Below are 17967 nucleotides of genomic sequence, written 5' to 3' on the forward strand. Positions count from 1 at the left end.
CTCAATGCGCTGGTCACCCAAGGCCAATCTTGGCGAAACCCGAAGGATACAGAACCCCCTCAGACGGCCACACCAGCTACAAGTGGTTGACAATTAAGATAATCGCTAAATCCTTCCCCCAGATCGGGAGAGGGACTTTTTCGCGATCAGCATCCACTGCTTGCGCCCAGCTCAAAAGAGCCTTAATTCTTTGATTTGACAAAGCACTAGTGCGATCGGATGGTGCGTCTTCACAAATTGGCAGATCCCCAGCAGGTCTCAAAAAAGCGTTCTCTAATCAAAGGAATGCCCTACCTGAAACCAGCGATAGCCATATGCGGGTAGGTGAATATCGTAGGCAGACTCTGAGATCTCCGCCTCCGGCTGATCTTCAAATAGATCGATCAAGCATTTACCCACGTCATCCTTCAGCGTTAGCGTCGCTTTGCAGTCAGACTGACTGAAATTGTGCACCGCGATCACTGCCTTGCCTCGCCACTCGCAGCGGTGGGCAAAAACGCTGTCATGGCCAGTGTTTAACAGTTGCAATTGACCCCAGCCAAACTCCGGACATTCCTTACGCAGGCGAATCGCCCGCTCCATCCAGTTCAACAGCGAATTAGGATTGCGCTGCTGGGTATTGACGTTTAGCTTTCTGTAGCTGTAGTCGCCCGTGGAAACCACCGGCAAAATCACTTGATCAGCAGGCGCTATAGAAAACCCGCCATTTGGTGCCTTTGACCACTGCATGGGGGTGCGGGCGGGCTTGCGTTCCTCTAGCGACAGATCGTCACCCATGCCCAGCTCTTCGCCATAGTTGACCACGGGCGTGCCGGGCAGGGTGAAGAGCAGACTGTAGGTGAGCTTGAGCCGTTGCAGGTTGCCGTCGAGCAGCGGCGCAAACCGACGGCGAATGCCACGATCAAAGATCCACATGGTCTCGCGATCGGGGGCAAAGGCCGCCGCAATTTCGTCCTGCTCATCGGAGGAGAGTTTATCTAGACTCAGCTCGTCGTGGTTGCGCACAAAGTTAGCCCACTGCCCGGCGGGCGGCGACGGGGGCAACTCCTTAAAAGCTTGGGCCAAGGGAGCGGCTGATTCTCTAGCGAGAGCCAATACCAAATGTTGGTTGCCCCAAAAGTTGAACAACATCTGCATGCGATCGCCATCGCCAAAATATTTAGGCAATTTTTCTAAAGACTCGTTGGCCTCGGCCAGCAAAATTGCATCTCCCCGCCGCCACGACAGAAAATCGCGCAGTTCATTGATATAGATAAAGGGATCTTCGACCTGCTCGAATACGTTATCGGCCTGGGTTAGCTCAATTAAGAAAGGGGCGGCATCAATGCGAAACCCAGACACTCCCAGTTCTAGCCAGAAGCCCATCATCTTTTTGATTTCTTCTCTGACTTTGGGGTTGGTGATGTTTAAATCTGCCTGGTGACTGTAGAACCTGTGAGCATAGTAAGCACCTACCTCGGGTTGATAGGTCCAGGTTGACTTTTGCAAACCGGGAAAAACAATGCCTTCATCAATATCTTCAGGTTCTTCCTTTGACCAGAAATAATAATCTAGATATTTTGAGTTTTTGTCTTTAATCGCCGATTGAAACCAGGGGTGCTGGTCAGAGGTATGGTTGACCACTAAATCGATCAGAATACGAATGCCCCGCTCCTTGGCGTGGCGGGCAAACTCAACAAAATCGCCCAGAGAACCCAGCCGAGGGTCGACGGTGTAGTAGTCCATCACGTCGTAGCCGTTGTCTTTGTTGGGTGATGGGTAAAAGGGCATCAGCCAAACGCAGGTAATCCCAAGGCCAGATATGTAGTCTAAACGCTGGGTTAGCCCCACAAAGTCGCCTATCCCATCGCCATCACTATCCATGTAGGTTTCTACATCAAGACAGTACAGAACCGCGTTTTTGTACCAAAGATCTAACATGAGAAACCTGGGTAAACCGATATAGATTTAGTTTTAGGCTACGCTTCGGCTTTTGGTCAAAGCATTAATATGATGGCTTGAGATTTCGCTCCACCCTGAAAACCATTAATTTCCCTCTCAATTATTTGAGAAAAGGCAGAACTTTCTCACCAAAAACTTCAATGAACTGCTGCTGCTCTCGATTGACGTTGTGTAAGGAGATGGTTTCAAAACCCAGTTCTATATCCTTTTGCAACCACTCAATATGCTGCTGGGGGTCAGCCGAAACGCGCACGTATTGGTACATGTCTTCTGGCTTGACAAAGGTGGCAGCGGCATCAAACTGGCTAGGAACCCTAAAATCGGACAGCACCTGGCTTTCAAAAATATTGGTGCGCCACTGGTCGTGGGCTCCGTGCAGTGCCGTTTCTTGGTCTTGGGCGTAGGAAAGCTGCACCTTTAAGTACATCGGCTTGTGCTCGCCGCCGCCGCGCCGAAAAGCCTCAACCATCTCCCGCAGTTTGTCATGGGGGTGAGAAATAGTAATTAAGCCGTCGGCCCAACTTCCCACCCACTCAGCGGTTTTGGGGGTAATGGCCGCCCCCATAATGCGGGGCGGGTTGGCGGGGCGGGAATAGAGTTTGGCCTCTTCTACCTGCACTAGACCGTGGTGGGTGACGGTTTCGCCAGCCCAAAGGGCACGGATCACGTCTACGCATTCTTTAAGCCGCGCATTGCGCTCGGCTTTGATTGGCCAGGGCTGGCCGGTAATCGCTTCGTTCATCGCCTGGCCGGTGCCTAGGGCAACCCAAAAGCGATCGCTGAACATCTCCCCCAAGGTTGCTGCCGCCTGGGCAATAATGGCGGGATGGTAACGTTGGCCAGGGGCGCAGACAACACCAAAGGGCAGCGAGGTCGCATGCATAGCCGCCCCTAGCCAAGACCAGGCAAAACCGCATTCTCCCTGGCGCTCGCTCCAGGGATGAAAGTGGTCGGAGGAGGTGACGGCGGTAAAGCCAGCCTGTTCTGCTTTTTGAGCCCAGCCCAGCAGCGCGCTGGGGGCAAACTGCTCGTGGGAAGCGTGATAAGCAAATTTCACCATGGATTTATCGCTCAGAGCTGGGTTCTGTCGGGCCGGTCTAACCTGGGATCTATGCCCAACAGTTTTGCAAGAGTGCGATTATTCAACATCTACCAAACGCGGTAATTCGAGGTTTCGGGAGTTAGCTGGCTGCAATGGTTGAATATTGATAACCTTCGGCAGTTCTGCTGGGCGAATAGCTTTGGGGGGTGAGCATAGGGGCGATCGCATCTACACCGAAATGTCTACCACGCCTGACGGTGCGTTACCGTCTCCATGAACCCAGTTGAGCTAAGTCAAGTACTCTGCAAAGCTGCGGTGCGGCTCCCCAACAGGGTAAAATCTGACGTTGGTTGAGCAACTTGAGAGGACAGACCCCTGAAAACCCGCGTTATTATCGTTCGTCACGGGCAGAGCACCTACAACCAGCTCAAACTCATTCAAGGCCACTGCGACGAGTCAGAGCTGACCCCCGAGGGCGAGGCCCAGGCGCTCCAGGTGGGGCAGGCGTTGGTGGGCATTCCCTTTGATGGGGTGTGGGCCAGCCCTCTCAAACGCGCGCGCAAAACCGCTGAGATTATCGCCGCCGAGCTGCGGACGCAGATTGCGGGCTTAACCCCCACCTTTACCGACGACCTCAAAGAAATTTGCCTGCCGCTGTGGGAGGGTGTCGCCTTTAGCGAAGCCGAGGCTCAGCACCCCGAGACCTTCCATCAGTGGCGCACCGACCCAGCTAACCTGGTGATGGCAGTGCCCCAGGCCGATGGCACAACGGTCGATTTTTACCCCATTCGCGAGCTGTATCAGCAGGCAGCGCGGTTTTGGCAGGGCTTGCTGGCCGAGCACCAGGGCAAAACCCTGCTCGTGGTCGCCCACAGCGCCATCAACCGAGCGCTGATTAGCACCGCCATTGGGCTGGGGCCAGAATATTTCAACAACCTGCACCAGGCCAATTGCAGCATTAGCGTGCTGAACTTTGAAGGGGGCTGGGGCAGCCCGGTACAGGTTGAGGCCATGAACCTGACCAGCCATATGGGAGCACCGCTGCCCGAGATGCGGCGCGGTCACAAAGGCCCCCGCATGCTGCTGGTGCGCCACGGCGAAACCGAGTGGAACCGCCAGGGCCGCTTTCAGGGCCAGATCGATGTGCCCCTCAACGACAACGGTCGCGCCCAGGGTGCTAAAGCAGCAGAATTTCTCAAACCGGTGGCGATCGATGCGGCCTACACCAGCTTTATGGCGCGGCCCAAAGAAACGGCGGAAATCATTTTGCAGCACCATCCGGGGCTGACCCTGCACTCGGTCAACGAGCTGCGAGAGATTAGCCACGGTGAATGGGAAGGGCTCTACGAATCTGAGATCGAGAGCAGCTATCCGGGGCTGCTGGAGCAGTGGCAAAGCGCTCCCGAAACTGTGCAGATGCCGGGGGGCGAGAACCTGGAGGAGGTGTGGATGCGATCGATCGCCGCCTGGAAGGAAATTGTCGCGGCCCACAGCGGCGGCGACGAGGTGCAAACCATTCTCGTTGTGGCTCACGATGCGGTGAATAAGGCGCTGCTCTGTCACGTGCTGGGCATGGGGCCAGAGTCTTTTTGGCGGTTTAAGCAGGGCAACGGTGCAGTCAGCGTGATCGACTACCCCAACGGCATCGACAGCGCCCCGGTGCTGACCACGGCCAATGTTACGATTCACCTCTCGGGCAGCGTGCTCGATAAGACCGCAGCGGGGGCACTGTGACGGAAGTGCCGGGAACTGGGGCGCAGCTGATTCAGCAGGTGCGGGTGCTGGATGCGGTCACCCAGACGGATCAGGTCGCTGATGTGCTCGTACAGGATGGCATGGTGACAGAGATCGCCTCGTCAATCACCGTCATCCCGGCCAGTGCAGACATGATCGACGGCCAGGGAAAAATTCTCTTGCCGGGTCTGGTGGACCTCTACAGTCACTCAGGGGAGCCGGGCCACGAACCGAGGGAAACCTTGGAATCGCTGCTGGCCGCTGGTCAGGCGGGCGGCTTTACTCGCCTGGGCATTTTGCCGAATACGGAGCCTGCGATCGACCATACGGCGATGGTGGAGAAGCTGCTGGCCCGGCGGGACTCGTTGGCCGCAGGCCAGTCTCGGACTATCGCGCGTACAAATGCTAGTCTGCCTCGCCTGTATCCCTGGGGTGCGCTGACCCAGGGTGCCCAGGGGCAGCAGATGGTGGAGCTGGTGGAGTTGTCCGAGGCTCCGATCGCGGGCTTTGCCGACGGTCGAGCGATTCAGAATCCACTACTGGTGCAGCGGTTGTTGCAGTACCTGCGACCCTTGGGTAAGCCGGTGGCGCTGTGGAGCTGCGATCGCACTCTGCGAGACAGCGGCGTGGCTCGCGAAGGCCCCTTCTCGCTGATCTACGGCCTGGTGGGCGACCCGGCCAGCTCTGAGACCGCCGCTTTGGCCGCGCTGCTGGAATGTGTGGCCGAGGTTGGCACCCCTGTGCACCTAATGCGAATTTCGACCGGGCGCGGGGTCGAACTGGTGCGTCAGGCCAAAGAGCGCGGGCTGCCCGTCACCGCCAGCACCACCTGGATGCACCTGCTGTGGAGCGCTAAGGATTTGCACAGCTATGACCCCAACTTGCGGCTGTCGCCACCGTTGGGAAACCCCGAAGACAAAGTGGCGCTGATTGAGGGAGTGAAGGCGGGGGTAGTGGATGCGATCGCGATCGACCATACGCCGCACACCTACGAAGACAAGACCGTGGGCTTTCCCTCTGCGCCTCCTGGTGCGATCGGCCTAGAGCTAGCGCTAGGGATTCTTTGGGATACCTTTGTGGCCCAGAGCGACTGGTCGCCCCTGCAATTAGTTCAGGCGTTGAGCACAAACCCTGCTGCGTGTTGGGGCCAAACGCCGCCAACTATTCAGGCTCAGCAGCCCACTGAGATGATTTTGTTTGACCCCGGTACTACCTGGACGGTTGAACCCTCAACTCTGTGCTCTTTGTCGGCTAATACTCCCTGGCTGGGGAAAGAGATCCCCGGTCGCGTTCTGCGTACTTGGGTGCCGTCGCTTTAGCCACTGATTGCCCACTCGCCCGCTCAATGACTATTGCATTGGGTACTGTCGCCTGGCATTGACAGGGTCGAGGCGCTGATTGAGTTTGTGCTGGGTTTCTTTGCGATCGCGCCTGTCTCTGGCCCTCATCTACTTCTCTCTGCAAGCGTGATTCCGCCCTACCAACGGGGGGCCTGATAGAGCTGGTTTAGAAACGTCAAAGCGTTGACGGCAGCGTTCGGAAGTGCGGAGTTTGAGGAACGATAAGGCAGAAGCTTTTGCAAGTGAGGCAATCCCGGTCATCAATGGCGCAAAGGCGACAATTTGAGGACCCTGATGATGATGCAATACGAGACCCCACAAATTTGGCAAAATGCTTTGTTTCACAGCTTTCTATCGGTGACCTCTGGAGCAGAAGGTGTCATGTTTGGTGGCACGATCGCTGCATTAAGAAACGGGGCCTCTCACGTGACAGAAGCCTGCGGCATGGGCATTGCGGGTTGCGGAGCCTCACAGCATTGGGCTGGGTGGAGTGTTGCACTTGCTATTCTCTTTTATGCCGGCCTTATTAACAGCCTGATTTTGGGGAGTACTTATCAGTCTGCAACTACCTCGACACGGGGTTCAGACCTATCAGCAGTACTGATCAGGTGGGTGAGACGTCATCTCAACGCGGCTAAAGCTTCACCCCGATTCAAACAGTGGGTGGTATTGACCTTGCTGCTTGGCGTGCTTGGGACCACTGCTAGTGCTGCGATCGGAGGAGCCGTTGGTGGGTTCTTGTACGGCAACTTTATCACTGCCCTAGGAGCCGCCCATGGGGTTCCTGCTATTGGCTGGTTCTTTGGTGTCACGTTTGGCTTAGGTGCCGCTGTACTCAGTGCAACGCTGTTTGGCGGCATTGCAGGAGTCGCTTCAGGAGTGACGCTGCGGCACTTGCTCCGAGGCTGAACACTTTTAGTAGCAAGTGGTGCCGTCTCAGCTTGAACTGCTGACAGAAATCATCAAGATGACAAAATAGCTCTTCTAGACCATCCGTAAGGGGCCTGCTGAACCAGTTAGTTGAGATCAGCTTACAAAGGCCCCCCTTTGCTGATCGTAAACTGAGTTACTCACTTGCCCAGGTGCCGTGAAAACTGTGGGGCACTACCTCCGGCAGCCCTAGCCGACAGATTGGCCCTTTCTCAAGCTCATTCCCTTCGTAAACCCACAGTTCGCTGCGGTGTTGAGTGCCGTCGTAGACCACAGTCAGCACCCAAGGCTGCTGGGGGTTCACCGGGTTAGCGACGACGATCGGTTCGGAAGGATAGCGGCCCTCTCCGGCATCGGCAACGGTGAGACCGGTTTTAGGATCAAGGCGGGCGATCGACCCAAACATCTCCCCCACTGGAGTAGGCACCGTGCGATGCACATTTAGATAGGTGGTGGCCGTCTCATCGTGGCCAAACGCGACCGGAAACTCGCAGTGGCGATCGACCAAACACTGCTGGTCGAGAATCTTGCCGGTTTTGGGGTCGATGCGGTACTGCCAGAGTTGGGCATCAGCGGTGGTGGTGACCTGGCCTGAGGCTACCTCTTTAAGCTGCTGATTGGTGGTGAAGTCGGGGTAGCGCACCACGTCAAACACAATCGAGCCGTCGAAATCAAGGTAGCTGTGGCCAAAGTGCCACTGATACCAGGGGTCAACGGGGTTAAGGGCGATTGCCTCTAGACTGTCGGCATCCACCACGATGATCTGGGTGCCCTGCTGGGGCTGCCACTGAAAAGCATCGCTGAAGCTAGACAGCGCAAACAGCGCAGGCAGCGGGCTAAGGCGCACAGGCGACACGCAAAACACCAAGTAGCGATCGGCCAGCACAAAGTCGTGAATCAGTGGAATCCCCGCCAGAGGAATGGTGCCGGTTTTCTCAACGGCTCCGGTAGCGCTACAGCGATAGAGCTTGAGGGTGGCGTTGCCTCCAGGGATAATGCCAAAGCTAAAAATCTCCCCAGTGCGAGGGTGGCGCTTGGGGTGGGCGGTGAAGGTATCGCTAGGCTGGAGTCCCGTTAGGTTGTCTAGGCCAACGGTTTCTAGGGTCTCTATATCAAGGCGGTGGGGCAGGCCGCCTTCCCACAGGGTCAAGAGGCGATCGGGCAGGGCCAGCACCGAAGTATTGGCCGCATTCTTCATTTGGGTCTGCCACCGCTGCCAGATAGAAACGGGCGGCAGGCTGCCATAGCCCCGATAGAGACATTGCTCAGCCTCTTCTTCCTCCACATACCCGGCAGAGCGCACGTAGCGGTAGTTGGCCACAGCGCAATCGCCGTCGAAATTCACCCGCAGCACCGCCCCATCGCCGTCAAACCAGTGGCCGACTCGGGTGCCGCCGCGCTCTAGGCGAGCCGGACCATTGCGGTAGAGGGTGCCCCGCAGACCAGCGGGCAACTGCCCCTCCAAGACGGATAGCGTGGTAGCGGCGAATTCGGTAGCGGGTTGAGCGATCGCCCCTGCCCACAGCGCTGAGGTGGATGCGGTGGCGGGTTGCGATCGCGACGGTGCCAAAGGAGCCATAGGTGCAGAGATAAACGTGCTTAATCTATTGTGACCCAGGACGCCCTAGAGGGTGGGGCGATCGCCCCCTCACCCCTCCACTCCCTTACCCATCTACCCCTTCACTCCCCTACGACTCACTCTGCAACACCAAATCCCCCGCTGGCACCGGTGGATCATCCGCCCGCTCGGCCGTGATCAACATCTGCACTGGAGCAGTGCCACAGGCAGCATCGGGCAGCGCCCACTGATTGGTGTCTTCCGCCGTAGCCGGGTTAAATTCTCCACAAAACACGGGATCGCTGTCGGCCAACGCCCAGAGACGATAGACCTGGTCGTCGTCCAGGGGCGGCAGATCGGTGGTGACAATTAGCGCGGTTTGGTCGGCAGGGTTGACCACCAGGCGGGCGTTGGCCTGGGGCTCAGCCTCGGTACCTGCCAGAGCGTAGAGGCGGTTGGCGGGCTGGCTAAAGCTAGCCACCACGGCTTCGGTTTGGCGCAGGGCCAGGCGCAGGCGCTGATTTTCTTGCAGGGTGAACGCCAGGGCCAGGGCGGTGGCGGCCCAGCCGCAGGCTAGCCCCACTCGCCCCCAAGGAAAGCGGCGGCGGACGACTGGCGCAGTGCTGGGCAACTGGCTTGGAACGAGTACGTCTGCGGAAGTTGTAGGCTCAGGCTCAGCGGTCGTGGGCACGGCGATGGGTGCAGCCGCGGCTAGGGCGGCAGCCAGGGTGCGATCGCGCAGGTTTGGCGGCGGCGCTACTGGCGTTGGCCCAAGGGCAAGGCTGCCCCAGGTGGCTTGCAGGGCAGCCAGTTCAGTCGCCACTTCGGGATATTGCTCGAGCCACTGCTCGACCTGGGCAGCTTCTTCAGCGGTGAGGTCGTCGAGCACATACCCCGCCAGCAGCGAGCGCCAATTGTCAGGAAGGGGAGGGGAGGTCATCGGTAGACGGGGAGGGTGAGGGGTAGGGAGTAGATGGGTGAGGGGGCGGGGAATGGATGGGTAGGGAGTGTCTAGTCTTTTTGGTGCTGGAGGAGATCGCGCAGGCGCAGGAGGCCTTGGCGGCAGCGAGATTTGACGGTGCCTAGGGGAATGCCGAGCTGGGCGGCAATTTCGACTTGGGTGAGGCCTTGAAAATAGGCGATTTCTAGGACTTCGCGCTCGGTAGGGGGGAGTTGGTCAAGGGCGGCGCGCAGGTGCTGATTTTGCTCGTGCTGGGTGGCGTAGTCGACGGGGTTGGGCGATCGCGCCGAGGCTTCGCTGATGCGCTGAAACCGCTGCAAAATTACCGCCCGTCCGCTGTTTATCCGCAGGCGATCGAGGGCGCGAGAGCGGGTATTAGTAGCCAGGTAGCTGCCCACGGTGCCCCGCTCGGCGTCATACTGTCGCCGCTGCCAAAAATTGACGAACACCTCCTGGGTGAGGTCTTCGGCCTCAGCAGGGTTAGACAGCATTTTGAGGGCCAGGGTATAGACCATCGACGAATAGCGGTCGTAGAGGGCAGCGAGGGCAGCGGTATCACCGGCCCACAGACGGGTAACCAGATCGCGATCGCTAACTGGAGAAGACATCTGGGGGTCGGGGGGCGGCAATGGGGGCATTAACTACACATCAGGAATACGACTCAGACCACCCTTATGGATGGCCGGGGGAGAAACAGATACAAAACACAGTGGATGTGCTGAACTCAAACATCAATCAGGAGCACTTGCCATCCATAGATCAAAGCTAGTCGTATTGTGGCGGGTTTGAGCGCAATTACGCTCGCCCACGACATTAGCGCAAAGGATACTGCAATGAATCATGATTTCATGTCTGACGATCTAGCTTCCCCCAAAGCAGGGGTTTCTCGTCGTCGGGTTATGGTTGGCGGCACGATCGCGGGTCTAGTTGGCACCCTCGGTTTCTCTGCCTTAACCAAGAGTGCAGCCCAGGCCGAGAGCCTTAGCGCGCAGAACCGCAACAGAGGGGGAATCCGCGGCAGAGCAGCCGCTAACGACGCTGCAATTCTCAATGGGGCTCTCTATTACGAGCATCAGGCTATTTGGGCCTATGGAGCTGCTGCCGAGGGTCTCAGCGATACCGACGTGGGCAAAGCCGTGCTGGCGATCGCCCTGGCCAACCAGGCCGACCACATGGTTCACCGCGATTTACTCGTTCAAGTTGTGAGCGACCTGGGCGGCACCCCCGTCATGGCCGAAGATAGCTACGACCTGTCGGCCTATCTGGAGCGGGGCGACGGCGGCCTCGACTCTGATGTCAACATCGCCAAGCTGGCCCTGGCCCTCGAAACCGATGCCGCGATCGCCTACGCCAGTGAGGTCGCCCGGCTCAGAACCCCCGATCTGATTACCGCTGGGGCATCCATTGCCGCTGCTGAAGCAGCTCACGCTACCACCATTCGCGCCGCCTTCATTTCGCTAGGGGTCGAGATTCCCTTCGTGCCTGCCCCCTTTGTCAGCGCCGACACCCGCGAACAGTGGGTGCTCAAGGTGTGAGCCACCTGATGGCGCTGTCCAACAGACTTTCCTGAAATCGTCACTATCTGGATCTAAAGTCACTCCTGACTTTTGCCCGGGGCTCCGCCTCGGGCTTTCTTAATTTTGGGTAGCGGGTTAGTAGGTTGAAAAGTTCGAACCTGCTAACCCGCCACCCAGTTTTGCTCAAGCGGCAGAAATCGCCGCTACCTCAATCGATTGCGCGATCGCCAGCCAGTCACCAGCCGCACTTAAATAACCCACCTCAACCACATAGATGCGATCCCACTGGGGAATCGGCAGGTACCAGTCTTGGGCAAAGTCGTCGCGGCAGCGCTGCTCCACTACCGCTGGGGGCAACGGCGCTTGGGTGGCCCGACCGGTGACATCGTAGAGGCGCAGGGTCATGGTTTCACCGCCATCGGCTTTGGCCCGGTCGCGATCGCCCTCATCGATTTGCCACACCGCGTAGAACCGTCCCCCATCCTGGTCAATGGATAGGCGAATCCAGCTGGCGGCAGCGGCATCGCCAGCGACCTCTGGCACCGGCTCAGGGCTAGTAGGCACCACTCCAAAGCTGTCGGGCGAGCTGGGCGGAATGCTGGCTAACGCCGCCACAACCTCGGGCGGCAGCCCCTCCAGCCCAGACAGATCCTCGCTCCCCGCCACCTCCGCTGGGGGTGGCACATAGTCGCCCGGCTCCACGGGCACCGGCGGCGGCACCGGCATGGGGGCCGGTCGCAGGGGCGGCATTGTTGCAGCAGCGGCAGTACTGTTGCTTTCCATTGGCAGCGCCATGGGTTCGGCCTCAACGGGAGGGGCATTCCCTAACCGCACCTGGCTGAGCAGTTCTTCCTCCAAGGTGCTGGGCATCGGCTCTGACACCGTGACCTCGGGGGAAACCGACGCTGGGATATCACCATCGGGAACAGAGCTAGGGGCAGCAGGCGACGAGCTAGGGGCGATCGCGCTGGCATCTTCGGCGCGATCGGGCAAATCAGCCGCCTCTGCCGCTAAGTCAGGGGGTACATCAAAGCTGCTGGCGATCGTAGTCCCGGCCATTTCCACATCGGCGGAGGGCAGCCCCTGCACCATCTGCTGTAGCTCCATGGGCACGTCGGGGTCGTAGCCATAGTCTACCGGAGGCGCATATTCAGGCACCACCATTCCAGACCCAGAGGTGCTGCCAATCCCTAAAGACGCTGGGTCGATAGATACCCCGTCTTCAGGTGGGGCAACATCCACCCCAGGTAGCTCCCAGGTAGAATCGCCGCTATCCAAGGCAGCGGCCCGATCGAGGCAGGCTTGTCCCTCACTCTGGCGCCCCATCGCTATGAGCGCTTGCCCCTTGCCCAGCTGAGCCGGCACCGACGCTGGGTCGAGTTCTAGGGCGGTGTCAAAGCAGAAGAGAGCTTCTCCGTAGCGGGTCATGGTGTTGAGCAACCGGCCTTTGCCAATCCAGGCGTCGATAACGCTGGCGTCGAGCCGCAGCGCTGCGTTAAAGCTATCCATCGCGTCGTCGGCCTGCCCGAGAAGCGCTAGGGCAGTTCCCCGCTCGCCCTGGGCTTGGGCAGCGATGGCGTTGATGCCTCCGGCTGGTGTCGCGGTAGCGTCGGTCTTGCGGCGCTCTACTTCGGTAGCTTCTACAGCCTGATTGAAATAGATTAGAGCGTTGTCGTAACGGCCCTCGCGCATCAGGCGGCGGCCCTCAGCCAGGTCGATGCGGGCCTGCTCTAGTTTGCCGGGCGGCACTGCTCCTAGATATTCGCCGTTGGGCACGAGTGCGGCCTCGGGGGGCACTCCCTCTACTTCGGGCAGGGGGGTTGGGGGAACCACTGGCCTGTCTGCCGGGGGCTGGCTACTTACCTTAGAAAAATCGATATCTGGACCAGGCACGAGACCCAACGCCGGGCCGCGATCGGCGTCGGCCTCTAGGTCATCCTCGTCGTCTTTGCCAAATAGTGACCCCGCAATGCCAACCAGCAGAAACAGTGCCGGAATCACGGCCAGCATCCACCAAGCGCTGGGAGGCAAGTTTCGCAGGCGCTGCCAGAAATCACCCAAACCAGTGATGGGACCGCCGGATTTTCCTGAGCCAGCCCCGTTACTGTTAGACACCAGCTCGCCCTGGTCATTGCGGAGCTCAACCTGGCGATCGCTCCCTCCCACCACCAGCAGCCCCGCTGGGGTATACCCCAGGGAAGCCGCAGGCTCATCGAGCTGCACCGGTTCCGCCAGCTGCTTGCTTCCATCCGCCGACCACAGCTGGAGGGTGCTGTCGGCCCCGGCGGTAGCTAGAGTGCTGCCGTCGGGGCTGTAGCCCACAGCGCTCACCTTATCGCCATGGGCTTGAATGGTATTTCCTCTGGGCTGAAGAGTGGAGCGATCCCAGTTTCGCAGGCTGCCGTCGCCGCCCGTGGTAGTTAAGACCTGGCCATCGGGGCTGCTGGTAATGGTGGTTACGCCCTCGGGGTGGGCGTTAGCGGTTTGGCCCGCAGCTGTGCCATCCGCATTCCAAACGCCCAGGTTACCGTCGCGGCTGCCCGTAATCAGCGTTTGACCACCTACCGGATAGTGGAGAGCCTGCACCGGCCCACCGGGGGCAGCAATGGGTTCACCCACACGGGTGCCATCGGCCAGCGACCAGCGCTCTACGGTGCCATCGGCGCTGCCACTAGCCAAGGTTTGACCGTCAGGGCTGACGGCCAGGGCCAAGATTGGGCCGCCCTGCCCTTCGATCGGCTCGCCGAGCGAGTTGCCAATGCGATCCCACCGGCGCAGGGTACCATCGGCTCCGCTAGAGACAACGGTTTGGCCATCAGGGCTGACAACTACAGCCGATACAGCCCCTCGATGGGCATCGGCTACCACTGTTTTTGTAAGATTGCCGTCAGCATCCAGCCATTGCAGCTGGCCGTCTTCAGTGCCGCGCACCATGAACTGGCCATCGGGGGCTAGGGCCACGCCGCCGGGCAGTTTATTGGCTCCCACGGTGACATTGGCGCGGGCGGTTTGCTGCGCCTCGGCCACGGCCGCCTGGCCTTCGTCGTTGGTGGCAAAGCCCAAAAATGCCTCTACGGGCAGGCTCGGCGTACCCTGATAGATGTAGTTGCGGGGTTGGGAATAGGGATAGCGGGGATCGTCGGGTAGGGTGCCATCTAGGCTCACCGGGCGCACGGCGTCTTGTCTTAGCACTTCAGAGGCGATCGCATAGCTAATGCCGTCGTTGCCCAGCTCACGCACCACCGCAGCGGTGTCATCCTCGTCTATTTGCACGGCGTTGTCGCCGGTCTCAAAGGGCTGAGTTTGAAAGATTTCGTAGTCGGCTAGGGCCAAACGGGTAGAGCTTTCAACGGGGCGATCGACAAACCGCAGCGGCACATTGGGGCCACCCAGCTGCGACCAGTTGGTGATTTCGCCGCGAAAAATGGCGGCAAACTCATCAAAGGTCAAATCACCTCGAAACGGGTTGTCGCGCCCCACGATAATGGCAATTTTTTCTCGCGCCACCGGAATTGACGTCAGGCTCGGGTCTTCCTCGTCGTCACTGAGCGATCGCCCCAGAGCCGCCAAGTCCACGTCGCCGCTCCGCAGCGCCTGGAGCGCCTGATCATCACCACTGGTTGAAGCCACCACATCGGTATTGGGGTAGCGGGCCTCAAAGCCTTCGCCCAGGCTCTCGTTAATCTCCACCATCGACGGTGATCCCTCGATGGAGAGGGTGGTGCCGGGCGGGACGCTCTCTTGCACGGTGAAAGTTGGTGTGGGTTTCTCAGTCACCTGAGCCAGCAGCCGAGGCTCAGACCTGAGCGCATTGATCGGCAGCGCAGCCAGGGCGCTGAGCAGCGCTAGCATGGCCAGAGACGGCTTAGGGAACTGATTCATGGCGGTACCCAGAGGTCAGTAAACGATCTGCTAAAGGATACACGCTAGGGCAGGGGTTGGAAGGATTTTTTGCCGGGCAGGAGAGGGAGGTTGGCCCATGCAGCGGCTAGAGTAGAGGCACTTCGTTGGGCGTGGCCATGGTCGTTGTTGTTTTTGCTGTGGCGGGTCTGCTTGCCTTTTGCCTGTCGTTCTGGTTGACTCGACGGCTCCAGCGCCCTCGCCCAGCCGCAGATCAAAAATCGACTGCTGGCTTGCAGGGGCAATCGCTGCCAGCCAAGTCTAGTTCTCCCTCCTTTCAAAACCCGCCCGCTGGCCCACCAGCGATCGACCTCGATCGCCAAGTGCGCGACCTGCTGGGCCAGGGCAGGCTAATCGATGCCGTTAAACGCGTCAGGGAGGTGAACGGCTGTAGCCTGGGCGACGCCAAAGCCTATGTCGAGGAGCGGCTGCCCTAAGCTGGGGCTACCTCTTTAACCAGCGCCAGGGCGAACCACCCTTGCCCTCCTGCTAGGGCAAATCGCGATAAGCTGATAAGGGCTTGATTTTGCTTACCAGCAGGCGACCTATGGCACTACGTGGGATCTTCACCGCTCTTTTAATCGCGGGCCTTTGGCTAATTAGCGGGGTCGGGCTAACGGCTCAAGCCTTGACTCCCGTTGAAATCAGCGACCTCAGCTACGCCCCCTGCCCCCCCGACTACGCCGAGGGCATGGTGGCCGCCGGCTCAATTCAAGAGGCGAAGTGTTTTTTAATTACCGGCAAAGCAATTAACCGCACTGGCAAATCAGTAATTGACGCCGACATTTTTGGCCGCATTTTTGACGCCGACGACAATCCCATCATGCAAAACCGAGGGCGATTGGGCGGTATTCCAGAAGTGCCCCCCGGCGAGAGCCCCTTTGAACTGCGAATTTCCGTGGCCGCCAGCCAGCCCGAGCCGCTCAAACTCAAGCAGTTCAAAGCATCGGGGTTTAGTGCTACCGTGCGGCAGTTTTCTGAGACTCCCTCGGCGCAACAGTAGCCTCTGCTTGACATACCACACTGATTTGGGCTGATCCCGACTTCCCATGGGAATGCGATCGCCCCTGCTAGGCGGACTCAAAGCACCAAAAGCGAATGGTTTCGTCGGCGCTGGTGCTAACCAGCATGCGGCTGTCAGGAGTAAATGCGACCGCCCGTACGCCCCAGGCATGGCGCAGCTGGCTAGTTTGGCCCAGCCCTTGCAGGCTCTTTAGGGTCAGGTGACCATTATCTGCCCCGATCGCCAGCCAGTACCCATTAGGGCTAATCGCCAACGCCGTAATTGGGCTAGGAGCCTTGTGAATTACCATTCCCTGGTCAGGATGCTCGGCGATCCAAACCTGCACGTGGCCTTCGCGATCGCCGCTGACAATGCGACCATCCTGGGGATGGCAAGCAAGGGCTGTGATCGAAGCCTTGGGGGCCGTGAGGGTGCGAGTCAGCCGCCCCGAGGGCAATGACCAGAGGCGAATGGTGCGATCGCGCCCCCCACTCACCAGCAGATTCCCTACGATATCTACCGCCAGTGCCGTTACCTGGTCTTGGTGATGCACCAGCATCTTTGGCGCATTCTCCTGGGCCAAAGACCACAGATGAATGCGCCCGTCGCCGCTGCCCACCGCGAGGGTATCGCCAGGTGGAGCAATCAACAGTGAGGAAATCTGCCAGCTCGACACCGGCAATTTCTGGCCAGTGTAATCGTCTAAATTCCACCGGATCAGCTGACTGTCTTCACCACCGCTGATAATCGCATCTCCAGCGTGGGTAAACGCCACCGCGTTAACGGCACCACGATGGCCCACGCCCAGTAAGCCCAGCGATCGGCGAAAGGCGTGAATCAACTCTCCGTTGGTGCAGTCCCACAGGCGCACAGAACCATCGGAACAGGCAGTGGCGATCGCCCTCCCATTTGGACTCATCGCCAGGCCGTTAGCCACAACCCCCGGCAGGTTGAGGGCAAACCGCTGCTCCCAAGCCGGTGTAGCATTCAACGATTTAGTTAAGACCTGAGGCAATTTTGAGTCTTGGGCACCCAGAGCTAAACCGCTCCAGCGCAGGTCGGCTAGCACCTCTTGGGCATTGCTGTAGCGCTCTTGCAGGCGGCGGTTGACCATGCGATCTAACACGCGCCCTAGGGCGAGACTGATGGGTGCCATCACGTACGGTCGCCACACCCAGGCATCGTCGCTAACAGAATAAAGGTCGAAGGGATGCAGCCCGGTGAGCAGGTGCAGACAGGTCACCCCTAAGCTAAAAATATCGCTGGCGTAGACCGCCTTGCCCAGGGCTTGCTCGGGGGCGGCGTACCCCGCACTGCCGATCACCGTAGCAGTGCGCTTAAGCTGTTCAGGATCAGCGATCGCCTTGGCCGCCCCAAAATCCACCAGTGCTAAGGGTTGCGGTGCCGGCGGCGCAACAATGTTTGCAGGCTTGATATCGCGATGAATCACGCTGTGGTCGTGAATGTAAGCCAGCACGGGCAACAGTTCGTAGAGCACCCGCTGCACCAGGGCTTCACCACTCGGGTTGGAGGACTGTTGAATCAGCTGGTCGAGGTTGGGACCAGGAAGGTATTCCTGCACCAAAAACTGCCCCTGGGTACTGTCAATCACATCCAGCAAGGCGGGAATTTGAGGATGCTGGCCCAGGGTAGCCAAGCGATCAGCCTCACGGTGAAAGCGCTGGTGGCGATCTGGTCGATTTTCCCCAATTGCCAAGAACATTTGCTTGACGACACAGAGCAAGGGTGGCTCGCCGCCTTCGTCCACCGCCAGGTAGGTACGCCCAAAGCCACCCTGCCCCAGATAGCGCTGGCAACGGTAGCGATCGCCTACCCACAGAGGTTGACCACAGGCGGTGCAAACCCTCGCCCTATCCTCATTCTTCGGCTGTGGACAAGTGGGGTTGACGCAAAGACTGGTCAAAGAATGGCTCTATTCACTATCCAACAATCTGCGATGTTAGAGATTCTATGCCGCTGGGCATTGCCCACCCTACCGTGGACATGAATAGGGAGGCTCACCCACCTACCCATCCACCCG

13 protein-coding genes are annotated in these 17967 nt (G+C 59.1%); 6 read left to right on the forward strand and 7 right to left on the reverse strand.

Going from position 1 to position 17967, the window contains the following annotated elements:
- Positions 1–273: 273 nt before the first annotated feature.
- Complete coding sequence (locus NC979_RS13740) at positions 274–1920, reverse strand: alpha-amylase family protein (protein ID WP_190514935.1); 1647 nt, start codon at positions 1918–1920, stop codon at positions 274–276.
- A gap of 121 nt (positions 1921–2041) precedes the next feature.
- Positions 2042–3001, reverse strand: a complete 960-nt coding sequence (locus NC979_RS13745) for a TIGR03885 family FMN-dependent LLM class oxidoreductase (protein WP_190514936.1) — start codon at positions 2999–3001, stop codon at positions 2042–2044.
- 375 nt (positions 3002–3376) lie between these two features.
- On the opposite strand from NC979_RS13745, the gene NC979_RS13750 reads away from it, so the two are divergent.
- The 3 genes from NC979_RS13750 to NC979_RS13760 all read left to right on the forward strand — a co-directional run bounded on the left by NC979_RS13750 (position 3377) and on the right by NC979_RS13760 (position 6966).
- A complete protein-coding gene (locus tag NC979_RS13750; protein WP_431191070.1) occupies positions 3377–4717 on the forward strand; it encodes a histidine phosphatase family protein in 1341 nt (446 codons plus the stop codon).
- Positions 4714–6036, forward strand: a complete 1323-nt coding sequence (locus NC979_RS13755) for a dihydroorotase (protein WP_347403885.1) — start codon at positions 4714–4716, stop codon at positions 6034–6036. The genes NC979_RS13750 and NC979_RS13755 overlap by 4 nt, the downstream gene beginning before the upstream one ends.
- A gap of 318 nt (positions 6037–6354) precedes the next feature.
- Complete coding sequence (locus NC979_RS13760) at positions 6355–6966, forward strand: hypothetical protein (protein WP_348253712.1); 612 nt, start codon at positions 6355–6357, stop codon at positions 6964–6966.
- Between the two features lie 157 nt (positions 6967–7123).
- Here the strand turns inward: NC979_RS13760 and NC979_RS13765 are convergent, their stop codons facing one another.
- The 3 genes from NC979_RS13765 to NC979_RS13775 all read right to left on the reverse strand — a co-directional run bounded on the left by NC979_RS13765 (position 7124) and on the right by NC979_RS13775 (position 10114).
- The gene (locus NC979_RS13765; RefSeq protein WP_190514938.1) at positions 7124–8566 is read right to left on the reverse strand and encodes a carotenoid oxygenase family protein; all 1443 of its coding nucleotides are present in this window, start codon (positions 8564–8566) and stop codon (positions 7124–7126) included.
- Between the two features lie 109 nt (positions 8567–8675).
- The gene (locus NC979_RS13770; protein ID WP_190514939.1) at positions 8676–9485 is read right to left on the reverse strand and encodes an anti-sigma factor; all 810 of its coding nucleotides are present in this window, start codon (positions 9483–9485) and stop codon (positions 8676–8678) included.
- A 71-nt stretch (positions 9486–9556) separates the two neighbouring features.
- On the reverse strand, positions 9557–10114 hold the full coding sequence (locus NC979_RS13775) for a sigma-70 family RNA polymerase sigma factor (protein WP_242023851.1): 558 nt from the start codon (positions 10112–10114) through the stop codon (positions 9557–9559).
- 225 nt (positions 10115–10339) lie between these two features.
- Between NC979_RS13775 and NC979_RS13780 the strand changes: the two genes are divergently transcribed.
- Entirely contained in the window at positions 10340–11041 is a 702-nt protein-coding gene (locus NC979_RS13780; RefSeq protein WP_190514941.1) for a DUF4439 domain-containing protein, read from the forward strand.
- A gap of 165 nt (positions 11042–11206) precedes the next feature.
- Here the strand turns inward: NC979_RS13780 and NC979_RS13785 are convergent, their stop codons facing one another.
- Positions 11207–14905, reverse strand: a complete 3699-nt coding sequence (locus NC979_RS13785; protein ID WP_190514942.1) for a substrate-binding domain-containing protein — start codon at positions 14903–14905, stop codon at positions 11207–11209.
- A gap of 137 nt (positions 14906–15042) precedes the next feature.
- On the opposite strand from NC979_RS13785, the gene NC979_RS13790 reads away from it, so the two are divergent.
- Together NC979_RS13790 and NC979_RS13795 are read left to right on the forward strand one after the other, a co-directional pair.
- Positions 15043–15360, forward strand: coding sequence for a hypothetical protein (locus tag NC979_RS13790; protein WP_190514943.1), 318 nt, complete (start codon positions 15043–15045; stop codon positions 15358–15360).
- 110 nt (positions 15361–15470) lie between these two features.
- The gene (locus NC979_RS13795; RefSeq protein WP_190514944.1) at positions 15471–15926 is read left to right on the forward strand and encodes a hypothetical protein; all 456 of its coding nucleotides are present in this window, start codon (positions 15471–15473) and stop codon (positions 15924–15926) included.
- 67 nt (positions 15927–15993) lie between these two features.
- On the opposite strand, the gene NC979_RS13800 is transcribed toward NC979_RS13795, so the two are convergent.
- Positions 15994–17850: a protein kinase domain-containing protein gene (locus NC979_RS13800; RefSeq protein ID WP_190514945.1), complete on the reverse strand. Its 1857-nt coding sequence runs from the start codon at positions 17848–17850 to the stop codon at positions 15994–15996.
- Positions 17851–17967: the final 117 nt, after the last annotated feature.

This window comes from Leptolyngbya subtilissima AS-A7 (assembly GCF_039962255.1).
GTDB lineage: Bacteria > Cyanobacteriota > Cyanobacteriia > Phormidesmidales > Phormidesmidaceae > Nodosilinea.